This window comes from Pantoea sp. SGAir0183, from assembly GCF_043545505.1.
This window is the reverse complement of record NZ_CP028053.1, coordinates 1,254,838-1,275,309: the sequence shown is the minus strand read 5'-3', so window position 1 is coordinate 1,275,309 and position 20,472 is coordinate 1,254,838. Positions and strand designations below refer to the sequence as shown.

The following is a 20,472-nucleotide window of genomic DNA, read 5'->3' as shown; positions in this document are numbered from 1 at the left end:
AATTTTATTTCTAAACCCTCATCGCGCACAATCACTCCAGACTTAATTTAACCGGATTTTAACGATGGGATTTCTCCGTATTGACCCGATGATGATCAAGCTGATCATCACTGTACTTCTGGCCTCTTTCATTCCGGCGAGAGGCGGCTTCGTGGACTTTTTCACGTACCTGACCACCGCCGCCATCGCCCTGCTGTTCTTCATGCACGGTGCCAAACTGTCACGCGAAAAAATCATCGCAGGCAGCAGCCACTGGCGGCTTCACCTTTGGATCATGTGCAGTACGTTTGTTATGTTCCCGGCGCTGGGGCTGCTGATTGTCTGGTGGCATCCGGTTAACGTCGGCGCAGAAATTTATACCGGCTTCCTTTACCTCTGCATTTTGCCTGCCACCGTCCAGTCGGCCATCGCGTTCACCTCAATGGCTGGCGGCAATGTGGCTGCTGCGGTGTGCAGCGCATCGGCATCCAGCCTGTTAGGTGTTTTCGTCTCCCCGCTGCTGGTTAATCTGGTGATGGACGTCAACAGTAACGGACCAGGCGATGGCCTTGAGCAGGTGGGTAAAATCATGCTGCAACTGTTGGTACCCTTTGTTTTAGGTCATCTGTCACGCCGCTGGATTAGCGGTTGGGTGGAAAGGAACCGTAGCCTGATTGGCATCACCGATCAGACGTCCATTCTGTTGGTGGTTTATTCCGCGTTCAGCGAAGCGGTGGTGAACGGCATCTGGAAACGCGTCGGGATTGATACGCTGCTGTGGATTCTGGCGGGCTGCATCCTGCTCCTGACGCTGGTGCTGATTATTAACTATCTAGCTGCGCGCCTGTTTGGCTTCAGTCGTCCCGATGAAATCGTGGTGTTGTTCTGTGGCTCGAAAAAGAGCCTGGCGAACGGCGTGCCGATGGCCAATATCCTGTTCCCCGCCAGCGCGGTGGGTATCATCGTCTTGCCACTGATGATTTTTCACCAGGTTCAGTTGATGGTGTGCTCGTTTATTGCCGGACGTTACAAGCGAACCAATGCGTTGCAGGCGGAGAAAAGCAAAGCGGCTGTCGTGGAATCGCAGAAATAACGGAAACACGTTCAGACAAGCGGCCTCATGCGAGGCCGCGAACTCAGTCACCACGCTTTAAAGGTTTAACTAACCCTTCCAGCCCTTCAATTTTTATCGCCAGGGTAAGCTGCATCAGCTCCCCCAAACGACCAGCCGGAAACTCGCCGCTACGGGCGAACCACAGCAGATAGGGCTCTGGCAAATCAATCAGCATCCGGCCTTTATATTTGCCAAACGGCATGGCCGTATTCGCAATCTCGATCAGCGCCTGCTTATCCATCTCAGGTACCGAGTCGCCGGATCATTTCGGCTTCATCAATGATCTCAATGCCCAGCTCCTGCGCTTTTGTCAGCTTTGAGCCCGCAGCTTCTCCTGCGATCAGCAAATCGGTTTTCTTCGATACGCTGCCGCTGACTTTGGCACCGAGTTCGATGAGTCGCGCTTTGGCATCGTCCCGGTTCATCTGCGAGAGTGAGCCCGTTAACACTACGGTCTTGCCTGCAAACGGACTGTCGATCTCGCCGGGGTTCACCGCCACCACCTGGGGCCAGTGGATACCAATATCTTCAACCAGCTGCCGGATCACCTCGCGGTTGCTCTCTTCTTCCATGAAGTGACGTACGTGCTTCGCGACGACCGTGCCCACATCCTGAACCGCAATCAGCGCGTCCAGATCGGCATCCATGACCTTTTGCAGATCGCCAAAATGACTGGCCAGGTTTGCCGCCGTGGCTTCGCCGACTTCGCGAATACCCAGCGCATAGAGGAAACGCGCCAGCGTAGTGGATTTGGCTTTTTCCAGCGCGTCGAGCACATTCTGCGCCGACTTCGCGCCCATACGATCTAACCCGGTCAGGGTTTCACGGCTGAGCCGGAACAGATCGGCCGGGGTTTTGACGTACTCTTTCTCGACCAGTTGATCGATAATCTTGTCACCCATGCCGTCAACGTCCATGGCGCGCCGCGACACAAAATGCTTCAGCGCTTCTTTGCGCTGTGCACCACAGATTAAGCCACCGGTACACCGCGTGACCGCCTCGCCCTCAACGCGTTCAACATCGGAACCGCACACCGGGCACTGAGAAGGAAACACGATCTCACGGGCATTGTCAGGCCGTTCGCTGGTCACAACATTGACCACCTGAGGAATCACATCGCCGGCACGACGAATCACGACTTTGTCGCCAATGCGCAGGCCGAGGCGTTCAATTTCATCGGCATTATGCAATGTGGCATTGCTGACCATCACGCCTGCCACCTGAACGGGTTCCAGTCGGGCAACAGGTGTAATAGCGCCCGTCCGCCCCACCTGGAACTCGACGTCACGCACAATCGTCATCTGCTCCTGCGCAGGAAACTTGAACGCCACGGCCCAGCGCGGCGCGCGCGCGACAAAGCCCAGCTTTTCCTGCAATTCCTGCGAATCGACTTTAATCACCACGCCGTCGATATCAAAACCCAGCGTGGCCCGCTCTGATTCAACCTCGTGATAAAACGCCAGCGCTTCACCGGCGTTCCGCACCAGACGAATACGGTCGCTGACCGGTAGGCCCCAGGCTTTGAACTGTTGCAGTCGCGCCATGTGGCTGCGGGGCATCTCGCCCCCTTCCAGCAGGCCCAGTCCATAGCAGAAGAACGTTAGCGGTCGTTTCGCGGTGATACGGGGATCCAGCTGGCGCAACGAGCCCGCTGCCGCATTGCGTGGATTGGCAAAGACTTTGCCCTCTGTACGGCGCGCCTCGGCATTGAGTTTTTCAAAGCCGCTTTGCGTCATAAACACTTCTCCACGCACTTCTACTCTGGCGGGAATATTGTCCCCTTTGAGGCGCAGCGGAATGGCACGAATCGTCCGCACATTCGTCGTGATATTTTCGCCTGTTGTGCCATCGCCGCGCGTCGCCGCGCGCGTTAATAAGCCATCTTCATACAGCAGGCTGACCGCCAGGCCATCCAGCTTGAGTTCACAGCAATAGGTGAGATCGTCGGTGCTTTTCAGACGATCCTGGACACGCTTATTGAAGGCCCTGAAGCTGGGTTCATCGAACGCGTTATCCAGTGACAGCATCGGCACTTCATGGCGTACCTGCTCAAATACCATCAACGGGGCGGCCCCTACGCGCTGCGTGGGAGAATCAGGCGTGATCAGATCAGGATGCTGTGCTTCCAGATCCCGCAGTTCCCGCATGAGGCGATCGTATTCCGCATCCGGCACTTCCGGCGCGTCCATAACGTGATACAGATATTCGTGATGGCGCAACGTGGTGCGCAGTTCAGTGATGTGTTCCTGGACGGATTTCATATAACCCCATCAGATAAAAAACCCCCGACAGGCGGGGGTTCATCATAATAATTTGAAAAAGTGTGGATTACTCGCGGGATTCGACCACATCGCGGATACGCGCTTTGTAGGTTTCCAGCTTTTGCGGCGTCATCATCCGGCGTTCGTCATCCAGTACCACACCGCCCACATCGTCCGCGATACGCTGCGCGGACTGTAGCATCAGCTTAAAGTTCTGATTCGCATCGCCATACGACGGCACCATCATGAAAATGGAGACGCCGGGCGTGGTGAAGTCGGTCATTTCGTCAGGATTGAAGGAACCGGGTTTCACCATGTTAGCCAGACTAAACAGCACAGGACCGCTGCCTGCCGGGCTGAGATGACGATGGAAAATGTTCATTTCACCAAACTGAAAACCGGCCTGCAAAATGCCCTGTAGCAAGGCTTCACCATTCAGCTGACCGCCTGAGTGCGCCGCGACATGCAGCACAAGCACCGCTTCTTTGGGCTTACTGCTGGTCTGCGGACGAGGTTCAGGTTGTTTCGGCTGCGGCGGCGGACTGACCACCTCAGGCTCTGGCTCATAGTCAGGCTCAGGTTCGGCCTGATAAACAGGATTGGGCTGAACGCTGTCCAGCGGATCGCTATCCAGCAACGGATCGGCCTGAACCGGCGGTGCGGTAAAGGCTGGTGGCTGGCGAGTCGGTGCAGGCCGTTGTGGCGCACGTTCCGGTTGCGGTGCCGGGTCAAAAAGAGGATCGCTTTCAGGCTGCGGCGCAGAAGGCTGACGCGGGCGCTCCTTAACAGGCTCACGCCGCACTTCAGGCTGTGGCTCGCGGATGTCGTCAAAATGAGGCTCCTGGTGCCCGCGCGTATTACGCACACGCACTTCACCGACGCCGTCATCAACGTCGTCGGTCAGCGTCTCATCATCATGTTCATCACGTTGTTTCAAACGTTTGTGCGGGCGATCGCGGAAGACTGAAGAGCGTTCTTTACGGCTGGTCCACAGTCCGTGAATAAGAAGCGCTATAATGGCGATCGCGCCAACAACGATTAATATCAGACGCAAATCCTGCATCATTGTATTCTCTGTTGTTCCAATACCTTGCCACCGCGGCAAACTTTATTCTCTAACTGTATTTGCCCTGCCAGATAAGTGCAAGTCTGTGCAGTATTTTCTCACAAATAAGATAGCTCACCGCCACTTTTTCGCTGTTTTTTTACCCAAACGGCACCTGGTCAGCAGAAAAAGCCAGGTTATAGTAGGCGCGCCTTAACATCTTCAGGAGAACTGGCTCGATGGCTGTGAATAATTCCGTTTCCTCTTTTAATGGCGTGCACTATTTTAGCCAGGGCTGGAAGCTAATCAGGTTACCGGGCATACGGCGCTTCGTCATCATCCCCTTGCTGGTCAACATCCTGCTGCTAGGCGGCGCCTTTGTCTGGTTATTTTTCCGTCTTGACGAGTGGATCCCCAAACTGATGTCGCATGTGCCGGACTGGCTGCAATGGCTCAGCTATGTGCTGTGGCCGCTGTCGGTGATTTCGGTGGTGCTGGTGTTTAGCTATTTCTTTTCAACGATAGCCAACCTGATTGCCGCGCCGTTTTGCGGCCTGCTGGCGGAACAACTTGAGGGGCGGCTGACGGGTAAACCACTGCCTGACAGCGGCTGGCTGGGCATGGTTAAAGACGTGCCGCGCATCATGAAACGCGAATTACAAAAGCTGGGCTACTACCTGCCCCGCGCACTGGGCCTGTTATTACTTTATTTAGTTCCGGGTTTTGGGCAGACGGTGGCACCCGTGCTGTGGTTTATGTTCAGCGCCTGGATGTTGTCTGTTCAGTATTGCGACTATCCTTTCGATAACCATAAAGTCAGTTTTCAGCAGATGCGTCATGCCTTACGCCAGCACAAGACAGCCAATATGCAGTTTGGCGCGCTGGTGAGCCTCTTTACAATGATTCCCGTGGTGAACCTGGCCATTATGCCGGTCGCCGTGTGCGGGGCCACCGCGATGTGGGTTGATCGCTACCGGGCGAACCTGGCTCGTGAAAGCCTGCGCTGAACATATCAACTATCCTTATGCAATTTTCGGCAGGTCTTATCGCCATGAGACATATAGATATATGATTTCTTTCCTTCCGCCACGGGGCAGAACAGGTATGCTCAGAGGGTTCCCAATAATTCATACAGTTAAGGACAGGCTATGAGTAAGATCTATGAAGACAACTCTTTGACAATTGGTCATACGCCGCTGGTTCGACTGAACCGCATCGGTAACGGCCGCATCCTTGCGAAGGTTGAGTCCCGTAACCCGAGCTTCAGTGTGAAATGCCGTATCGGTGCCAACATGATTTGGGACGCAGAAAAACGCGGTATTCTTAAGCAAGGTATTGAACTGGTTGAACCGACCAGCGGTAACACCGGTATTGCATTAGCCTACGTGGCCGCCGCGCGCGGTTACAAACTGACGCTGACCATGCCGGACACTATGTCTGTTGAGCGCCGTAAGTTGCTTAAAGCCCTGGGCGCAAATCTGGTCCTGACCGAAGGCGCAAAAGGCATGAAAGGCGCGATCGCCAAAGCAGAAGAGATCGTGGCCAGCGATCCCGACAAGTATTTGCTGCTGCAGCAGTTCAGTAACCCGGCCAACCCGGAAATTCACGAGAAAACCACCGGTCCCGAAATTTGGGAAGACACGGATGGTGAAGTGGATGTGTTCATTGCCGGTGTGGGGACCGGCGGCACGCTGACAGGCGTGAGCCGTTACATCAAAAACACCCAGGGTAAGAAATCCTTGATCACCGTGGCCGTAGAACCCACTGACTCACCGGTGATTGCGCAGGCGATGGCGGGCGAAGAGCTGAAACCCGGCCCGCATAAGATTCAGGGGATTGGCGCGGGCTTTATTCCGGGTAACCTGGATTTGGCGCTGATCGATTTAGCTGTCGGCATCACTAATGATGAAGCGATCGCCACGGCCCGTCGCCTGATGGAAGAAGAAGGCATTCTGGCAGGTATCTCTTCGGGTGCCGCCGTTGCCGCCGCGCTGAAGTTGCAGGAAGATGAAGCCTACGCCAACAAAAACATCGTTGTCATTCTTCCTTCTTCTGGTGAGCGCTATCTCAGCACCGCGCTGTTTGCCGATCTTTTTACGGAAAAAGAGCTGCAATAGCCCGAAGCTCGCCCTGGACAAACGCTTAAAAAGCACCCTGACGGGTGCTTTTTTGTGGCGCAGATCTCACTTTTACCATGCAGCCAATTGATTTCAGTCGTGTGGCTCTGGTATTTAGACTGCCAATTATTTCGATGCCTGAAATTAATCCTCCTTTGAAGTGGATCAAGCTGAATCAAGTTTCAGATTTAGTGAAAGGGCGAATCACGGCATAATTACCCGGTGACGTGCTCAACTCGTGTTTTGACACGCAGCGGGAATGAAACACTCATTCAAGCGCATTTGTTCGATTGTAAGTTGTATACCCGCGCACCTACACAGGCTAAAGTTACGGCTCCAGGCTAGACTTTAGATCCATAACACTCATCCTGAAAACGTTGGGGAAATAGAATGTTCCAGCAAGAAGTTACCATTACCGCACCAAACGGACTGCATACTCGCCCTGCTGCGCAATTTGTCAAAGAAGCTAAAGCCTTCCAGTCAGAAATCACCGTGACCTCCAACGGCAAATCGGCCAGCGCCAAAAGCCTGTTTAAGCTGCAGACTCTGGGTCTGACTCAGGGCACCGTTGTCACACTTTCTGCGGAAGGTGAAGATGAGCAAAAAGCCGTAGAGCATCTGGTTAAGCTGATGGCGGAACTGGAGTAATCTCCTTTCTGCTCCGCTTAAAACGACTCTTCTGCGCCATTGTGTGCAACATCTTGATCGCGGACAATCTGTCCGCGTTATTGCTTTCGTAGAGTACGTGTCACACGACTATGGCAACGCAACGAGTCCAGTCAGCCATCGTGATAAAAAGGTAGGGTTATGATTTCAGGCATTTTAGCATCACCAGGTATCGCTTTCGGCAAAGCTCTGCTGCTGAAAGAAGACGAGATCGTCATCAACCGTAAAAAAATTTCAGATGACCAGGTTGAGCAGGAGGTTCAGCGCTTTCTGCAAGGGCGTAGCAAAGCGGCTGAGCAACTTGAAGCCATTCGTATCAAAGCCAGCGAATCCCTGGGTGAAGAAAAAGCAGCCATCTTCGAAGGCCACATTATGTTGCTGGAAGACGAAGAGCTGGAGCAGGAAATCATCGACCTGATCAAAAAAGATCACGCCACTGCTGATGCTGCTGTGAACTCCGTCATCGACGCCCAGGCAAAAGCCCTGGAGGAGCTGGACGACGAATACCTGAAAGAGCGTGCGGCAGACGTGCGTGACATCGGTAAGCGTCTGCTGCAAAACATTTTAGGTCTGCACATTGTCGACCTGAGCGCAATCCAGGAAGAATCTATTCTGGTGGCGAAAGATTTAACGCCATCCGAAACCGCACAGCTGAATCTGAAAAAGGTGCTGGGCTTTATTACCGATTTGGGTGGCCGTACCTCGCACACCTCAATCATGGCACGCTCGTTAGAAATCCCGGCGATTGTCGGCACTGGTAACGTGACCGCCACCATCAAAAACGGCGATTTCATCATCCTGGACGGGGTGAACAATGCGATTCACGTTAATCCGTCTGAGGCGGTTCAGGAAGAGCTGAAAGCGGTTCAGAATCAGTATCTGTCTGAAAAACATGAGCTGGCGAAGCTGAAAGATCTGCCGGCTGTTACGCTGGATGGCCATCAGGTTGAAGTCTGCGCCAACATCGGTACGGTACGCGATATCGCCGGTGCCGAGCGCAACGGCGCAGAAGGTGTTGGCCTGTACCGCACTGAGTTCCTGTTTATGGATCGCGACTCACTGCCGACCGAAGAAGAGCAGTTCCAGGCGTATAAAGCGGTCGCAGAAGCCATGGGATCGCAGGCCGTGATCGTCCGTACCATGGATATTGGCGGTGATAAAGACCTGCCTTACATGAACCTGCCTAAAGAAGAAAACCCGTTCCTGGGCTGGCGCGCCATCCGTATTGCGATGGATCGTAAGGAAATTCTGCATGCACAGCTGCGTGCTATCTTACGTGCCTCTTCTTTCGGTAAGCTGCGCATCATGTTCCCGATGATCATTTCGGTTGAAGAAGTGCGTACGCTGAAAGCGGAACTGGAGCTGCTGAAAGCGCAGTTACGCGAAGAAGGTAAAGCGTTTGACGAGTCAATCGAAGTGGGCATTATGGTGGAAACGCCTGCCTCTGCCGTGATTGCACGTCACCTGGCGAAAGAAGTCGACTTCTTTAGCATTGGGACAAACGATTTGACGCAGTATACTCTTGCAGTAGATCGTGGTAATGATTTGATTTCGCACCTGTATAACCCGATGACGCCTTCGGTACTGAACCTCATCAAGCAAGTCATTGATGCGTCTCATGCTGAAGGTAAATGGACTGGCATGTGTGGTGAGCTGGCAGGTGACGAACGTGCTACACTACTGTTACTGGGAATGGGGCTGGACGAATTCAGCATGAGTGCCATTTCTATCCCTGGCATCAAGAAAATTATTCGTAATACACATTTCGAAGATGCGAAGGCGTTGGCAGAGCAGGCACTGGCTCAACCTACGGCGGAAGACTTGATGAACCTGGTGAACAAGTTCATTAAAGAAAAAACGCTCTGCTGATCCACGAGATGCTGGCCCCAAATTACTGCTTAGGAGAAGATCATGGGTTTGTTTTCTAAACTTTTTGGCGAAAAAACAGATAGCGCTGGGACAATTGATATCGTAGCGCCTCTGTCTGGCGAAATCGTGAATATTGAAGACGTACCAGATGTGGTGTTTGCAGAAAAAATCGTGGGTGACGGTATTGCGATCAAACCAAGCGGCAACAAAATGGTTGCGCCGGTTGATGGGACTATCGGCAAGATTTTCGAAACCAACCATGCCTTTTCAATCGAATCCGATAATGGCATTGAGCTGTTCGTGCATTTCGGCATTGATACCGTCGAACTGAAAGGCGAAGGCTTCAAACGCATCGCCGAAGAAGGTCAGAAGGTTAAAAAAGGCGACGTGGTGATCGAATTCGATCTGCCGCTGCTGGAAGAGAAAGCAAAATCCACACTGACCCCTGTTGTCATTTCCAATATGGATGAAATCAAGGATTTGACAAAACTGTCTGGTCAGGTCGTCGTGGGTGAAACCCCGGTGATTCGCATCAAAAAGTAATACACAAACGGCACCTCAGGGTGCCGTTCTCTTATGCTTCACGTCTCTGCTTAATGCGGCTGCCAGCGGGGCAAACGCAGTGTCAGCTCCAGTCCGCCTTCAGGCCGGTTAACCGCCCTGACCTCGCCATGATGCGCCAGTACCACTTTGCGCACAATTGCCAGCCCCAGCCCGTAGCCTTTACCCAGTAACGGCGAATTGACCCGGACAAAGGGATCAAAGATGCTGGACAGCTTATTCTCATCGACGCCTGGTCCCTGATCCCGCACCTGAATCGCCAGCCACTGTTGCTCAACCTGCAGGCTGACCTCAATGCGCTGATCCGGCAGCGAAAAGCGTAAAGCATTACGCAGCACGTTCTCAATGCCTCGCCGGCATAACTCAGCATCCCCGCGCACGGTATGATCGGCCTGCTCATCAACGTTAAACACGACCTCGACGCCGGGGATCTGCGCTTCATAACGGAGATCAGTAACCACCGCCTCTAATAAGCCGGCCAAATCAAAATAGTGTTCGCCCGGCACACTTTCATGCTCGGCACGCGCCAGGGTTAACAGTTCACCAATCATCTTATCCAGCCGCTGTGCCTCTTCATCGATGCGATCCAGCGAGTCATTCACGTTTTCTGGCCGCTGTCGCGCCAGGCCCGTTGCCAGCTGCAGACGGGCAAGCGGCGAGCGCAGTTCATGAGAGATGTCATGAAGCAGGGCTTCACGGGCACGCACCAACGTGTCCAGGCGTTCAACCATGGCATCGAACGCCTGCGCCACGCTGGAGAGCTCGTCATGACGCTTACGCAGCGCAGGATAGAGCCTGATGCTTAAATCGCCATTGGCTACCCGCGAAAAACCTTCACGCAGTTGTCGCATAGGGCGCGTCAGGTTCCATGCCAGCAGCAGGCTAAACAGCAACCCCACAGACCCGGCGAAAATGAACATGGGCTCAGGAATATTCAGGAAATTATGTGGCCGCCCCTCCCGGCTCATTGTGCGTATGCCTTTCAGATCGTACAGCAGCTCATAGCTCTTGCCGTCCGGGCTCTGTGCCTGGCGCACAAGATGGTCGGGAAAAAAGGATTTTTCGGGCGTTTCGGGCGCAAGCGGCGGTGCCTCTGCGTTGCGGAGATTATCCAGTGCGCGTACATGCAAAAACGCCCGATCTTCCGGGGCCCACTCCGCCATCATCGCATCCAGCGCTGACGGGCCGCCCCGCTCCAGCACCGACACGGCTGACGCCATCAGCGCGTCAGCCAGCCGCTGGGTGACCAAATATTCAGGGGGATGATGCCGCGTACCGGAAAGTGAGAAACCCAGCCAGATCAGCTGACTGATAATCAGGAAAACCAGCCAGAACCCCAGCAGGATCTTCCAGAACATGCGCCCACGGTAAGTTTGATTCATCGAATGCGATAACCAATGCTGCGAACGGTTTCGATGGTGATGCTGTCGGCGGTGAGCGCGCTGAGCTTCTGACGGATATTACTGATATGCACATCCACGCTGCGATCGTACGCTTCACGCGGTCGTCCCAGGCCTTTCTCAGACAGCTCGTCTTTCGTCACCACCCGGTCCGGTGAACGCAGCAGCAAATCCAGCAGATTAAATTCAGAGGCGGTCAGATCAAAGGCTTTCCCCTGCCATTCCGTCACGCGGTTGGCCGCATTGAGTGTTAACTCTCCCCATTGCAGCGTCTCTTTTTTATCCTGCAGAGGCGCATGCTCTTCAATCCGACGCAGTACGGCACGCAAGCGCGCCACCAACTCACGGGGATAACACGGCTTGGGCATATAGTCATCGGCCCCCATTTCCAGGCCGATAACCCGATCAATATTGTCGCCCTTGGCCGTCAGCATAATCACCGGCAGACGGCTTTGCTGGCGCACCTGGCGCAGGACATCGGTGCCGCTCATATCCGGCAGCATAATATCCAGAATCATGGCGCTGTACTCACCGGACAGCGCCCCCTGCACACCGGCAGTGCCGGTTAACACCAGTTGCGTATCAAAGCCTTCCGTGATCAGATACTGGCTCAGCATCGTGCCTAATTCTACGTCGTCATCTACCAGCAGGATTTTCATTGTTATCTCTCTTACGTCACTGGCGCTATTTTGAACCGGGCCAGCGAAACGCGCAGCCAGTTTTACGCGATCCTTACAGATGCCAGTAAGCTTAGCCAAATAAACAAGACTCAGGCAGCCGACGGCGCAGCATAAGCCTTCAGAGGGCGTAATGGCTGCGTGACGTTACTGATAAACGCCGGTAGAGAGATAGCGATCGCCACGGTCACAAACAATGGCCACCACGACGCTTCCAGGATGGGCGCTGGCAATACGCAGTGCGCCCGCGACCGATCCGCCTGAGCTGACGCCGCAGAAAATACCTTCACGCCGGGCCAGCGCCCGCATGGTCTCTTCGGCTTCCTGCTGCCCCATATCAATTACCTCATCCACCAACTCGGGCCGGTAAATGCCGGGCAAATACGCCTGAGGCCAGCGGCGAATCCCAGGAATGCTACTGCCTTCTTTAGGCTGCAGGCCAATCACTTTCACGCCCGTCTTATGTTCTTTTAAAAACCGCCCTACGCCGGTAATCGTGCCGGTGGTGCCCATACTGGAGACAAAGTGCGTCATGCGCTGATTCGACTGGGCCCACAGCTCCGGTCCCGTGGTCTGGTAGTGGCCCAGTGGATTGTCCGGGTTATTAAACTGGTCCAGCACCCTTCCCTCACCGCGCGCCGCCATCGCCTGGGCTAAATCACGCGCGCCCTCCATACCCTGCTCCCGACCTATCAGGACTAGCTCGGCCCCATAGGCACGCATCGCATCCTGCCGCTCCTGGCTCATATTATCCGGCATCAGTAAGCGCAACCGGTAGCCTTTCATCGCCGCGATCATCGCCAGCGCGATACCGGTGTTGCCACTGGTGGCCTCAATCAGCTGATCGCCCGGTGTTATCTCGCCTCGCCGTTCCGCCTGATGAATCATCGACCAGGCTGCGCGATCTTTGACGGAACCGGCGGGGTTGTTGCCCTCCAGTTTCAGCCAGATCTCACTGCCATTGTCAGGCGTCAGGCGCTGTAACCTGATAAGCGGTGTATTACCGATTGTGTGTTCCAGAGTGGTCACGGTGCATATCCTGGCGAAACGATACCGTTACGAATCAGGCCAGAGCCTGAGGTATGGCGGTATAAACATTAAAAAAGGGCGGGACATTGTCCCGCCCTGCGTGAAAAAGAAAATATCAGGCGCTGTGCGCAAAGGCAACTGCCCGCAATGGCGTGGCGCCCTGATAGAGCCGGGCCTGTTGCAGCCCGACAAACAGGCGCTCGCCGCGCAGTGGCGCGGTCTGGTCACCGTCGAACACCAGCGAGAAAGGTTCGCTCTGCCAGCCCGCAGGCTGAACGACCAACTGCCAGAAATGGCCACGCGGACTCACCTCAAGGACCTGTACCGGTAAAGGGGTTTCCAGGCTGCTTTTACGCGAAACATCAATTTCCCAGGGACGCAGGAACAGATCAACCGCGCCCTGATGGGCGGAGGTATAGCCTAACGGCCAGTGATGAGCCCCGACATGGAACTGGGAACCATGAACCTCACCGTCAAAGCGGTTAACTTCGCCCAGGAATTCCAGCACGAAGCGCGTCGCCGGATCGCGCCAGACCTCATCCGGCGTGCCCACCTGCTCGATGCTGCCCTGACTCATCACCACGACGCGGTCGGCAACTTCCATTGCCTCTTCCTGATCGTGCGTGACAAACACGCTGGTGAATTTTAATTCTTCATGAAGCTGGCGTAACCAGCGGCGCAGCTCTTTACGCACCTGGGCATCCAGCGCACCGAAAGGCTCATCCAGCAGCAGAATTTGCGGCTCGACGGCCAGTGCTCTTGCCAGCGCCACGCGCTGCTTCTGACCACCCGAGAGCTGAGCCGGAAAGCGGTTTGCCAGATGCGACAGCTGCACCATCTCCAGCAGACGTGTTACACGATTTTTGATTTCGGCACTGGATGGCCGCTCACGACGCGGCAGCACGGTCAGGCCAAAGGCAATGTTGTCAAACACGGTCATATGGCGGAACAGCGCATAGTGTTGAAAAACAAACCCGACTTTACGATCGCGGGCATGCAGGCGACTGACGTCATGCTCATGAAAACGAATCTGGCCGCTGTTCTGATGCTCCAGCCCGGCGATAATTCGCAGCAGGGTCGTTTTACCGGAACCGGACGGCCCCAGCAACGCCACCATCTGGCCCGACGGGATATCCAGTGAAATATCGTTCAGCACCGCTGTGCGACCAAAGGATTTGTTGATTTGTTTAATCTCAATGCTCATGATTTTCCTCCAGTTGCAGGCGTTTGTGCTGCTGCTCTAAGCGCCACTGCACAATGCTTTTCAAAAACAGGGTCAGGATGGCCATGACGGTCAGCAACGCGGCGGCAGTGAAGGCACCCACCGTGTTGTAATCCTGATGCAATAATTCGACCTGAAGCGGCAAAGTGTAGGTTTCGCCGCGAATGGAGCCGGATACCACAGATACCGCACCGAACTCGCCAATGGCGCGGGCATTGGTCAGCACCACGCCGTACAGCATTGCCCAGCGAATATTCGGTAACGTCACACGGCGAAACATCTGCCAGCCCGACGCGCCCAACAGCACCGCAGCCTCATCTTCATGACTGCCCTGGCTCAGCATGACCGGCACCAGTTCGCGAACCACGAACGGACAGGTCACGAAGACGGTGACCAGCACCATACCCGGCCAGGTGAACATCACCTGAATATTGTGGGCATCCAGCCAGCCGCCTGCCGGACCGTTAATGCCCCAGAACAGCAGGTACATCAGGCCAGCCACAACCGGCGAGACCGCGAACGGAATATCAAACAGGGTTAACAACAGCTGGCGACCAGGAAACGTAAAGCGGGTGACCAGCCAGGCCAGCAAGGTGCCGAAGACCAGATTAACCGGCACGGTAATCAGCGCCACCAGTACGGTCAGCCAAATCGCGTGCAGCATATCGCTGTCGGTCAGGTTACGCAGAGTCAGGCCAAGCCCGCTGTGCAGCGCTTCCCAGAAGATGGAGACCATCGGCACCACCAGCAGCAGCACCGAGATCAGCACACCCGTGCCGATAAGCAGCCATTTACCCCAGTTTACAGGCTGGCGATCGGCATGATTAAGTTGCGAAATATCGGCCATCAGTGACCTCCCAGACGACGGCCAAAGCGGCTCTGTAAGGTATTAATGGCAAACAGCAGCAGCAACGACGCCGTCAGAATGACCGACGCGATGGCGCTGGCGGCCGGATAATCAAACTCCTGCAGACGGACGAAAATCATCAGTGAGGTCACTTCTGTTTTCCAGGCAATATTGCCCGCGATAAAGATCACCGCGCCAAACTCGCCCAGGCTGCGGGTAAACGACAGCGCAGTGCCCGCCAGCAACGCCGGAGCCACTTCCGGCAGCACAACGCGACGGAAACTTTGCCAGGGCGTTGCGCCCAGTGTCTGCGCCGCCTCTTCGTATTCCGGACCTAACTCTTCCAGCACCGGCTGCACCGTCCGGACAACAAACGGGATACTGGTGAAGGCCATCGCCAGCGCGATACCAATCCAGGTGTAGGAAATCTTAATGTCGAAATGAGCAAACCATTGACCGTACCAGCCGTTTACCGAAAACAGACCGGCCAGGGTTAACCCTGCGACGGCGGTTGGCAATGCAAAGGGCAAATCCATTAAACCATCCAGCAGTGTGCGACCCGGGAAGCGATAACGCGTTAAAACCCAGGCCATCAGCATGCCAAACAGGGCATTGAACAATGAGGCAACGCCGGCCGACAGCAGCGTCACTTTATAGGCTGCAATCAGCTGGGGATTGGTCACCACGTCCCAGTATTGCTGCAATGTCATCTGCGACAACTGCATGATGAGGGCGCTGATGGGCAGCAGCAGAATCAGGCAGGTAAACAGCAGACTGGTGCCCAGGCTCAGGCCGAAACCGGGCAAAACACGTTTTTGGCTGGCTGCAAACATTATCCACGCCCCGCCGCTAACAGTTGATCCAGTTCACCGCCACTTTCGAAATGGGTTTTCATAACGTTATTCCAGCTACCAAATACATCTTCAACCCGAAACAGCTGTGTGGCTGGAAAGCGATCTTTTTGCTGCTCCATCAGCTGCGGATTGTTCACGCGATAATAAAAGTCCGTAATGATTTTCTGTGCCTCGGGCGAATACAGCCAGGTCAGATAAGCCTTCGCCGCGTCGGCTGTTTTATTGTGTTCAACGTTTTTATCGACCCAGGCGACGGGGAACTCCGCCAGGATATCGGTTTTTGGCACCACGACTTCGTAATCCTCTTTACCGTACTGATTACGAATGGTGTTGACCTCCGATTCGAAGCTGATCAGCACATCCCCTAAGCCGCGTTCAGCAAAGGTGGTGGTGGCGCCGCGTCCGCCTGTGTCGAAAACCTCGACGTTTTTCAGAAACTGTGTCATCCAGGCGCGCGTTTTTGCCTGGTCGCCGCCGTCCGCTTTCTCTGCGGCACCCCAGGCGGCAAGATAGGTATAGCGCCCGTTACCCGAGGTCTTCGGATTCGGGAAAATCAGCTTCACGTCGTTACGGGTTAAATCGGACCAGTCATGAATCTGCTTAGGGTTACCCTTGCGAACCAGAAACGCCATGGTGGAATAAAACGGTGAACTGTGATTCGGCAGGCGCGTTTGCCAGTCGGCCGGGATCAGTTTGCCTTTGTCATGCAGCACCTGTACATCCGTCACCTGATTATAGGTCACCACATCGGCACGCAGCCCTTGCAGGATGGCCAGCGCCTGTTTAGAAGAACCCGCATGCGACATTTTGATGGTGAGTTTATCGCCCGGATGTCGCGCATCCCACTGGCTGACAAAAGGCGCGTTCAGGGCGACGAACAGTTCACGTGAAACGTCATAAGAGCTGTTTAACAGCTCTGTGGCGTGCGCGGCGCCAGCAAGGCCCAGCGACAGCGCGATTCCGCTCACGATTTTTTTCATCGCTTTGAAGGTCATGGTTCACCCTGAAGAAATTTGATGCAGATCTCATCCGCAGATACAGCAGTTTATTTATAACTCAGCGTAAACCCGTAACGGTTTTATATATCGTTTGTTGATTTCAAAGTCGAAAAAGGCATAAGGCGGTGGGAAAAGAATGCGCAAAAACAGAATTGGGTTGGCAGGGCGCACTGAACGCCCTGCGGGAGGCAAAAATTACGGGGCTTAACGCTGCCAGACGAACTTGCTGAGTTTCCAGCTTTTCAGCGTGTCATCGGCGGGCAGTAATCCTTCCGGACCGTGCCAGGTCCCGCTGTAAACGTAGCGCAGATGCGGGCTGCCAGGCACACGGCATTCGACGTCATGATTGTCTAACCCGGCAGCCACAATGCAGTTATTAAAGGCTTTGTCATATCTGGCGCTAAACGCATCGCCAATTTTGCTGCCGTCGGCACTGGTAATGTCGTTGTCCGTCACCTCAATGCGGTCAACCTGTGACTGACCATAAATGACCAGCTTAACCTGACCGTCCTTCATCGCCTGCCAGAAGGACACCACCTGACCGTTCTGGCCACGCATGCCCTGACGCAGATCGTAGTTGCCCTTAAGCCCGTCTTTGATGGCCGATTCGTTCATCGCCGTGGCACTGTTGATCCCACCAACGCCCTGATCGCTGATCGTCAGTGAAGGACCAAACCAGTTCCATGGCAGCGCAGAAGACCAGTGGTAACTCAATGGATTCCACCAGCGTACCTGCTGGCTGCTGTTGGCGTCAGGGCCGGAGGAACTGGCACACCCACTGACCAGCATGGCCACCGTCAGTATCGTGTAACGAACAGCTTTCATGAAAACTCCTGTTAATAAATAGACCTGGGCAAAACGGATTGGAGTCGCAAAGCGGCAAAAAGTTTATTCGGGATCGTGTGGCGGCAAAAAGCAGGCGCGAAGCCGGACACTGATCAGTAACCACAGCAGTGCCAGCAGATCAAACAGCGTAAACAGCAGCGGCAACGGTGAGCTGAGCAGATCGGTCTGGACGAGTTGTACGCTCTGCCAGAGCAAATTCGCTCCTAACGATACCACCAGCACCAGGCGCCAGCTGCGCCACACTCGGGGTAAACGCGACCGGTAGCCCGTGAGCAACAGCCCCGACAGCGCTGGCAGACCCAGCACCAGTCCTGACCAGAACGCCTGGCGATCCGGATAGAAAAGAGCCAGAAGATCGTTTCCCTGCTGGCGTGACGCGCCGGCCATCACCAGGAGCCACCAGGTGCGCGACTGCAATAGCAGAATCAGCCAGAAAAGAAACGGCAGGCGCAGTTGCCCTTTGTCGTCGTACTCCTCAGGCGGCCAGACCGAATTAATATTCACGATCTTCGATTAAACGTTTGCCCAGCAACACCACATCGACCGTTTCATAATCCAGCTTTTCATAGAAGGCAACGACCTGGTCGTTCTCTTCCCGCACCATCAGGTGAATTTTAGGGCAACCGCGCGCAATGAGTTTTTTCTCCAGCCGATTCATCAGGGCATTGGCAAAGCCGCGGCCCTGATAATCCGGATGCACCGCCAGATAGTAAGCCGCGCCACGGTGACCATCGTAACCGCCCATTACGGTACCGACGACTTCGCCCCCAACTTCCGCCACCAGAAACAGGTCGGCGTCATGATGCATTTTGCGTTCGATGTCCAGCTCCGGATCGTTCCATGGCCGTAACAAATCGCAGCGTTCCCAGAGCGTGATCACTTCTTCAAAATCTTCCTGGCGGAAGGTGCGGATTTCCATCTTCTGTACCTGCAGTTCACATCAATTTGCTGATTATCACGCTTTCTTCGGCGGGTGCAACCCTGGCTGCTGACGGCAACGTTAAAAAAAAGAAATTGCCTGTTACCAGGCTGAAAAACAAAGTAATAACCTGAAATGGTTGAAAGATCGCACCGGGCATAATGTTACGCTATAACACGGTGCATTATGACTGCTCAGGGACATGCACATGCACTTACTCAAACGTTTAATTCATCGTCGCCAGCTGCTGCTGTCCGGGCTGGCGCTCGCCATATTGTCCCCGCGCGCGGTGCAGGCGAAGGAACAGCAGGCTTCGCTCTCCACCCGACCCTCGTCGCCCAGGCCGCGGGTTAACAACGGCAAGCGCATCGTGATGCTCGATCCGGGCCACGGCGGTATCGATTCGGGTGCGGTCGGCGAAGAGGGTTCCGAAGAAAAACACATTGTTTTAGACATCGCCAGTAATGTGCGCAGTCTGCTGCAGTCACATCCGCGTATCGAGGTCCGCCTGACGCGTGACAGCGACCATTTCATTCCGCTCTACCAGCGGGTGGAGATTGCGCATCAGCACGGTGCGAACCTGTTTATGTCAATCCATGCGGATGGCTATACCAGCCCGGATGCCAGCGGTGCCTCTGTGTTCGCGTTATCCAATCGGGGTGCCAGCAGCAGCATGGCGCGTTACCTGTCGAAACGTGAAAATGACGCGGACAAGGTCGGCGGAGCCAACGTGGAACAGCAGGACCAGTATTTACAGCAGATTCTGTTCGATCTCGTGCAAACGGACACCATCAGAAACAGCCTGACCCTGGGCAAACACGTTCTGGACCAGATTCGCCCGGTGCATCACCTTCACAGTCAGCATACCGAACAGGCCGCCTTTGCCGTGCTGAAGTCGCCGTCCATTCCCTCGGTGCTGGTGGAAACGTCTTTTATTACCAATCCGCGCGAAGAGCAGTTGCTGGGCACGACCGCCTTTCGGCAGAAGATTGCCTCGGCTATCGCCACAGGTATCATTAACTACTTTGATGAGTATGATCGTCGAATGTCATAGTAGATCAGCTATAATCACGGCCAATTTTTACTAAGAGAAGCCTATCCCATGCCTGATATCTCCCGCGTAAAAACGTTCCTGCTGGATTTGCAGGATGAGATTTGTCGCAAGCTGACTGCCGAAGACGGTGGCGCGCAGTTCACTGAAGACCGCTGGGAACGCCCCGGCGGTGGCGGTGGACGAAGCCGTGTGCTGCGTAATGGTGCCGTGTTTGAACAGGCTGGCGTGAATTTCTCCCACGTTCATGGCGACCAGATGCCAGCCTCCGCGACGGCACATCGTCCTGAGCTGGCCGGATGCAGTTTCGAAGCCATGGGCGTTTCGCTGGTTATCCATCCCAACAACCCGTATGTACCGACCAGTCATGCGAATGTGCGCTTTTTCATTGCCGAAAAACCCGGTGCCGAGCCGATCTGGTGGTTTGGCGGCGGCTTTGATATGACGCCGTTTTACGGGTTTGAAGAAGATGCGCTGCACTGGCATCAGACCGCCTTCGATATCTGCCAGCCTTTTGGCGAGGATGTCTATCCCCGGTTTAAAAAGTGGTGCGACGACTATTTCTATCTGAAACACCGCGACGAGCAACGCGGTATTGGTGGGCTGTTTTTTGACGATATCCACGAGCCGGGCTTTGAACAAAGTTTTGCCCTTATTCAGGCCGTCGGCCGGGGCTTTCTGGACGCTTACCAGCCGATTGTGGCGCGCCGCAAGCACATGCCTTATGGCGACCGCGAACGGCAGTTCCTGCTTTACCGCCGGGGTCGCTATGTAGAGTTCAATCTGGTGTGGGATCGGGGCACGCTGTTTGGCCTGCAAACCGGAGGCAGAACGGAATCCATTTTGATGTCCCTGCCGCCCATGGTGCGCTGGGAATATAACTATCATCCTGAACCTGACTCACCCGAGGCCGCGCTCTACCGTGACTTCCTGCCGGTGAAAAACTGGCTCAACCTGGCTGAGTAATCCACGTTGCCGCCTCAGGAACGTGCCGGGGCGGCAATCCGGGTCGCCGCC

At 54.9% G+C, this 20,472-nt stretch carries 21 protein-coding genes; 8 read left to right on the top strand and 13 right to left on the bottom strand.

Annotated features, from left to right (window positions below; all coding sequences use genetic code 11):
• Positions 1-64: 64 nt before the first annotated feature.
• Positions 65-1,072 (top strand): bile acid:sodium symporter family protein, encoded by a 1,008-nt coding sequence (locus C1N59_RS06085; protein WP_006117793.1) that lies wholly within the window; start codon positions 65-67, stop codon positions 1,070-1,072.
• A gap of 43 nt (positions 1,073-1,115) precedes the next feature.
• Here C1N59_RS06085 and C1N59_RS06080 read toward each other — a convergent pair whose 3' ends face one another.
• The 3 genes from C1N59_RS06080 to zipA form a co-directional block, all read right to left on the bottom strand.
• Positions 1,116-1,334 carry a DUF3820 family protein gene (locus C1N59_RS06080; protein WP_039339860.1) on the bottom strand — a complete coding sequence of 73 codons (219 nt, stop codon included), beginning with the start codon at positions 1,332-1,334 and terminating at the stop codon, positions 1,116-1,118.
• 1 nt (position 1,335) lies between these two features.
• Complete coding sequence (ligA, locus tag C1N59_RS06075) at positions 1,336-3,354, bottom strand: NAD-dependent DNA ligase LigA (protein ID WP_394550428.1); 2,019 nt, start codon at positions 3,352-3,354, stop codon at positions 1,336-1,338.
• A 67-nt stretch (positions 3,355-3,421) separates the two neighbouring features.
• A complete protein-coding gene (zipA, locus tag C1N59_RS06070; protein WP_033740799.1) occupies positions 3,422-4,420 on the bottom strand; it encodes a cell division protein ZipA in 999 nt (332 codons plus the stop codon).
• A 218-nt stretch (positions 4,421-4,638) separates the two neighbouring features.
• On the opposite strand from zipA, the gene cysZ reads away from it, so the two are divergent.
• The 5 genes from cysZ to crr all read left to right on the top strand — a co-directional run bounded on the left by cysZ (position 4,639) and on the right by crr (position 9,594).
• The gene (gene cysZ, locus C1N59_RS06065) at positions 4,639-5,406 is read left to right on the top strand and encodes a sulfate transporter CysZ (protein ID WP_054687328.1); all 768 of its coding nucleotides are present in this window, start codon (positions 4,639-4,641) and stop codon (positions 5,404-5,406) included.
• Between the two features lie 141 nt (positions 5,407-5,547).
• Positions 5,548-6,516, top strand: a complete 969-nt coding sequence (cysK, locus tag C1N59_RS06060) for a cysteine synthase A (protein WP_033740801.1) — start codon at positions 5,548-5,550, stop codon at positions 6,514-6,516.
• 390 nt (positions 6,517-6,906) lie between these two features.
• Positions 6,907-7,164 (top strand): phosphocarrier protein Hpr, encoded by a 258-nt coding sequence (gene ptsH, locus C1N59_RS06055; protein ID WP_003848868.1) that lies wholly within the window; start codon positions 6,907-6,909, stop codon positions 7,162-7,164.
• Between the two features lie 159 nt (positions 7,165-7,323).
• Positions 7,324-9,051, top strand: coding sequence for a phosphoenolpyruvate-protein phosphotransferase PtsI (gene ptsI, locus C1N59_RS06050; protein WP_006117799.1), 1,728 nt, complete (start codon positions 7,324-7,326; stop codon positions 9,049-9,051).
• Positions 9,052-9,093: 42 nt separating this feature from the next.
• On the top strand, positions 9,094-9,594 hold the full coding sequence (gene crr, locus C1N59_RS06045; protein ID WP_006117800.1) for a PTS glucose transporter subunit IIA: 501 nt from the start codon (positions 9,094-9,096) through the stop codon (positions 9,592-9,594).
• 50 nt (positions 9,595-9,644) lie between these two features.
• On the opposite strand, the gene C1N59_RS06040 is transcribed toward crr, so the two are convergent.
• The 10 genes from C1N59_RS06040 to C1N59_RS05995 all read right to left on the bottom strand — a co-directional run bounded on the left by C1N59_RS06040 (position 9,645) and on the right by C1N59_RS05995 (position 18,404).
• Complete coding sequence (locus tag C1N59_RS06040) at positions 9,645-10,994, bottom strand: ATP-binding protein (protein ID WP_054633374.1); 1,350 nt, start codon at positions 10,992-10,994, stop codon at positions 9,645-9,647.
• Entirely contained in the window at positions 10,991-11,671 is a 681-nt protein-coding gene (locus C1N59_RS06035) for a response regulator transcription factor (protein ID WP_006117802.1), read from the bottom strand. The genes C1N59_RS06040 and C1N59_RS06035 overlap by 4 nt, the downstream gene beginning before the upstream one ends.
• 165 nt (positions 11,672-11,836) lie before the next feature.
• Positions 11,837-12,718, bottom strand: a complete 882-nt coding sequence (gene cysM / locus C1N59_RS06030) for a cysteine synthase CysM (protein ID WP_054633373.1) — start codon at positions 12,716-12,718, stop codon at positions 11,837-11,839.
• Positions 12,719-12,833: 115 nt separating this feature from the next.
• Positions 12,834-13,922, bottom strand: coding sequence for a sulfate/thiosulfate ABC transporter ATP-binding protein CysA (gene cysA / locus C1N59_RS06025; protein WP_006117804.1), 1,089 nt, complete (start codon positions 13,920-13,922; stop codon positions 12,834-12,836).
• Positions 13,912-14,787: a sulfate/thiosulfate ABC transporter permease CysW gene (gene cysW, locus C1N59_RS06020; RefSeq protein WP_006117805.1), complete on the bottom strand. Its 876-nt coding sequence runs from the start codon at positions 14,785-14,787 to the stop codon at positions 13,912-13,914. The genes cysA and cysW overlap by 11 nt, the downstream gene beginning before the upstream one ends.
• Positions 14,787-15,620 carry a sulfate/thiosulfate ABC transporter permease CysT gene (cysT, locus tag C1N59_RS06015; protein ID WP_054633372.1) on the bottom strand — a complete coding sequence of 278 codons (834 nt, stop codon included), beginning with the start codon at positions 15,618-15,620 and terminating at the stop codon, positions 14,787-14,789. The genes cysW and cysT overlap by 1 nt, the downstream gene beginning before the upstream one ends.
• Positions 15,620-16,636, bottom strand: coding sequence for a sulfate ABC transporter substrate-binding protein (locus tag C1N59_RS06010; RefSeq protein WP_394550427.1), 1,017 nt, complete (start codon positions 16,634-16,636; stop codon positions 15,620-15,622). Before C1N59_RS06010 ends, cysT begins: the two co-directional genes overlap by 1 nt.
• Positions 16,637-16,843: 207 nt before the next feature.
• Positions 16,844-17,464, bottom strand: coding sequence for an RpoE-regulated lipoprotein (locus C1N59_RS06005; protein WP_394550426.1), 621 nt, complete (start codon positions 17,462-17,464; stop codon positions 16,844-16,846).
• Positions 17,465-17,527: 63 nt separating this feature from the next.
• On the bottom strand, positions 17,528-17,989 hold the full coding sequence (locus C1N59_RS06000; protein ID WP_033740808.1) for a DUF2919 domain-containing protein: 462 nt from the start codon (positions 17,987-17,989) through the stop codon (positions 17,528-17,530).
• Positions 17,979-18,404 (bottom strand): GNAT family acetyltransferase, encoded by a 426-nt coding sequence (locus C1N59_RS05995; protein ID WP_006117810.1) that lies wholly within the window; start codon positions 18,402-18,404, stop codon positions 17,979-17,981. Before C1N59_RS05995 ends, C1N59_RS06000 begins: the two co-directional genes overlap by 11 nt.
• 208 nt (positions 18,405-18,612) lie before the next feature.
• Between C1N59_RS05995 and amiA the strand changes: the two genes are divergently transcribed.
• Positions 18,613-19,458, top strand: coding sequence for an N-acetylmuramoyl-L-alanine amidase AmiA (gene amiA, locus C1N59_RS05990; protein WP_033740810.1), 846 nt, complete (start codon positions 18,613-18,615; stop codon positions 19,456-19,458).
• A 48-nt stretch (positions 19,459-19,506) separates the two neighbouring features.
• On the top strand, positions 19,507-20,421 hold the full coding sequence (hemF, locus tag C1N59_RS05985) for an oxygen-dependent coproporphyrinogen oxidase (RefSeq protein ID WP_394550425.1): 915 nt from the start codon (positions 19,507-19,509) through the stop codon (positions 20,419-20,421).
• The last annotated feature ends 51 nt before the right edge of the window (positions 20,422-20,472 follow it).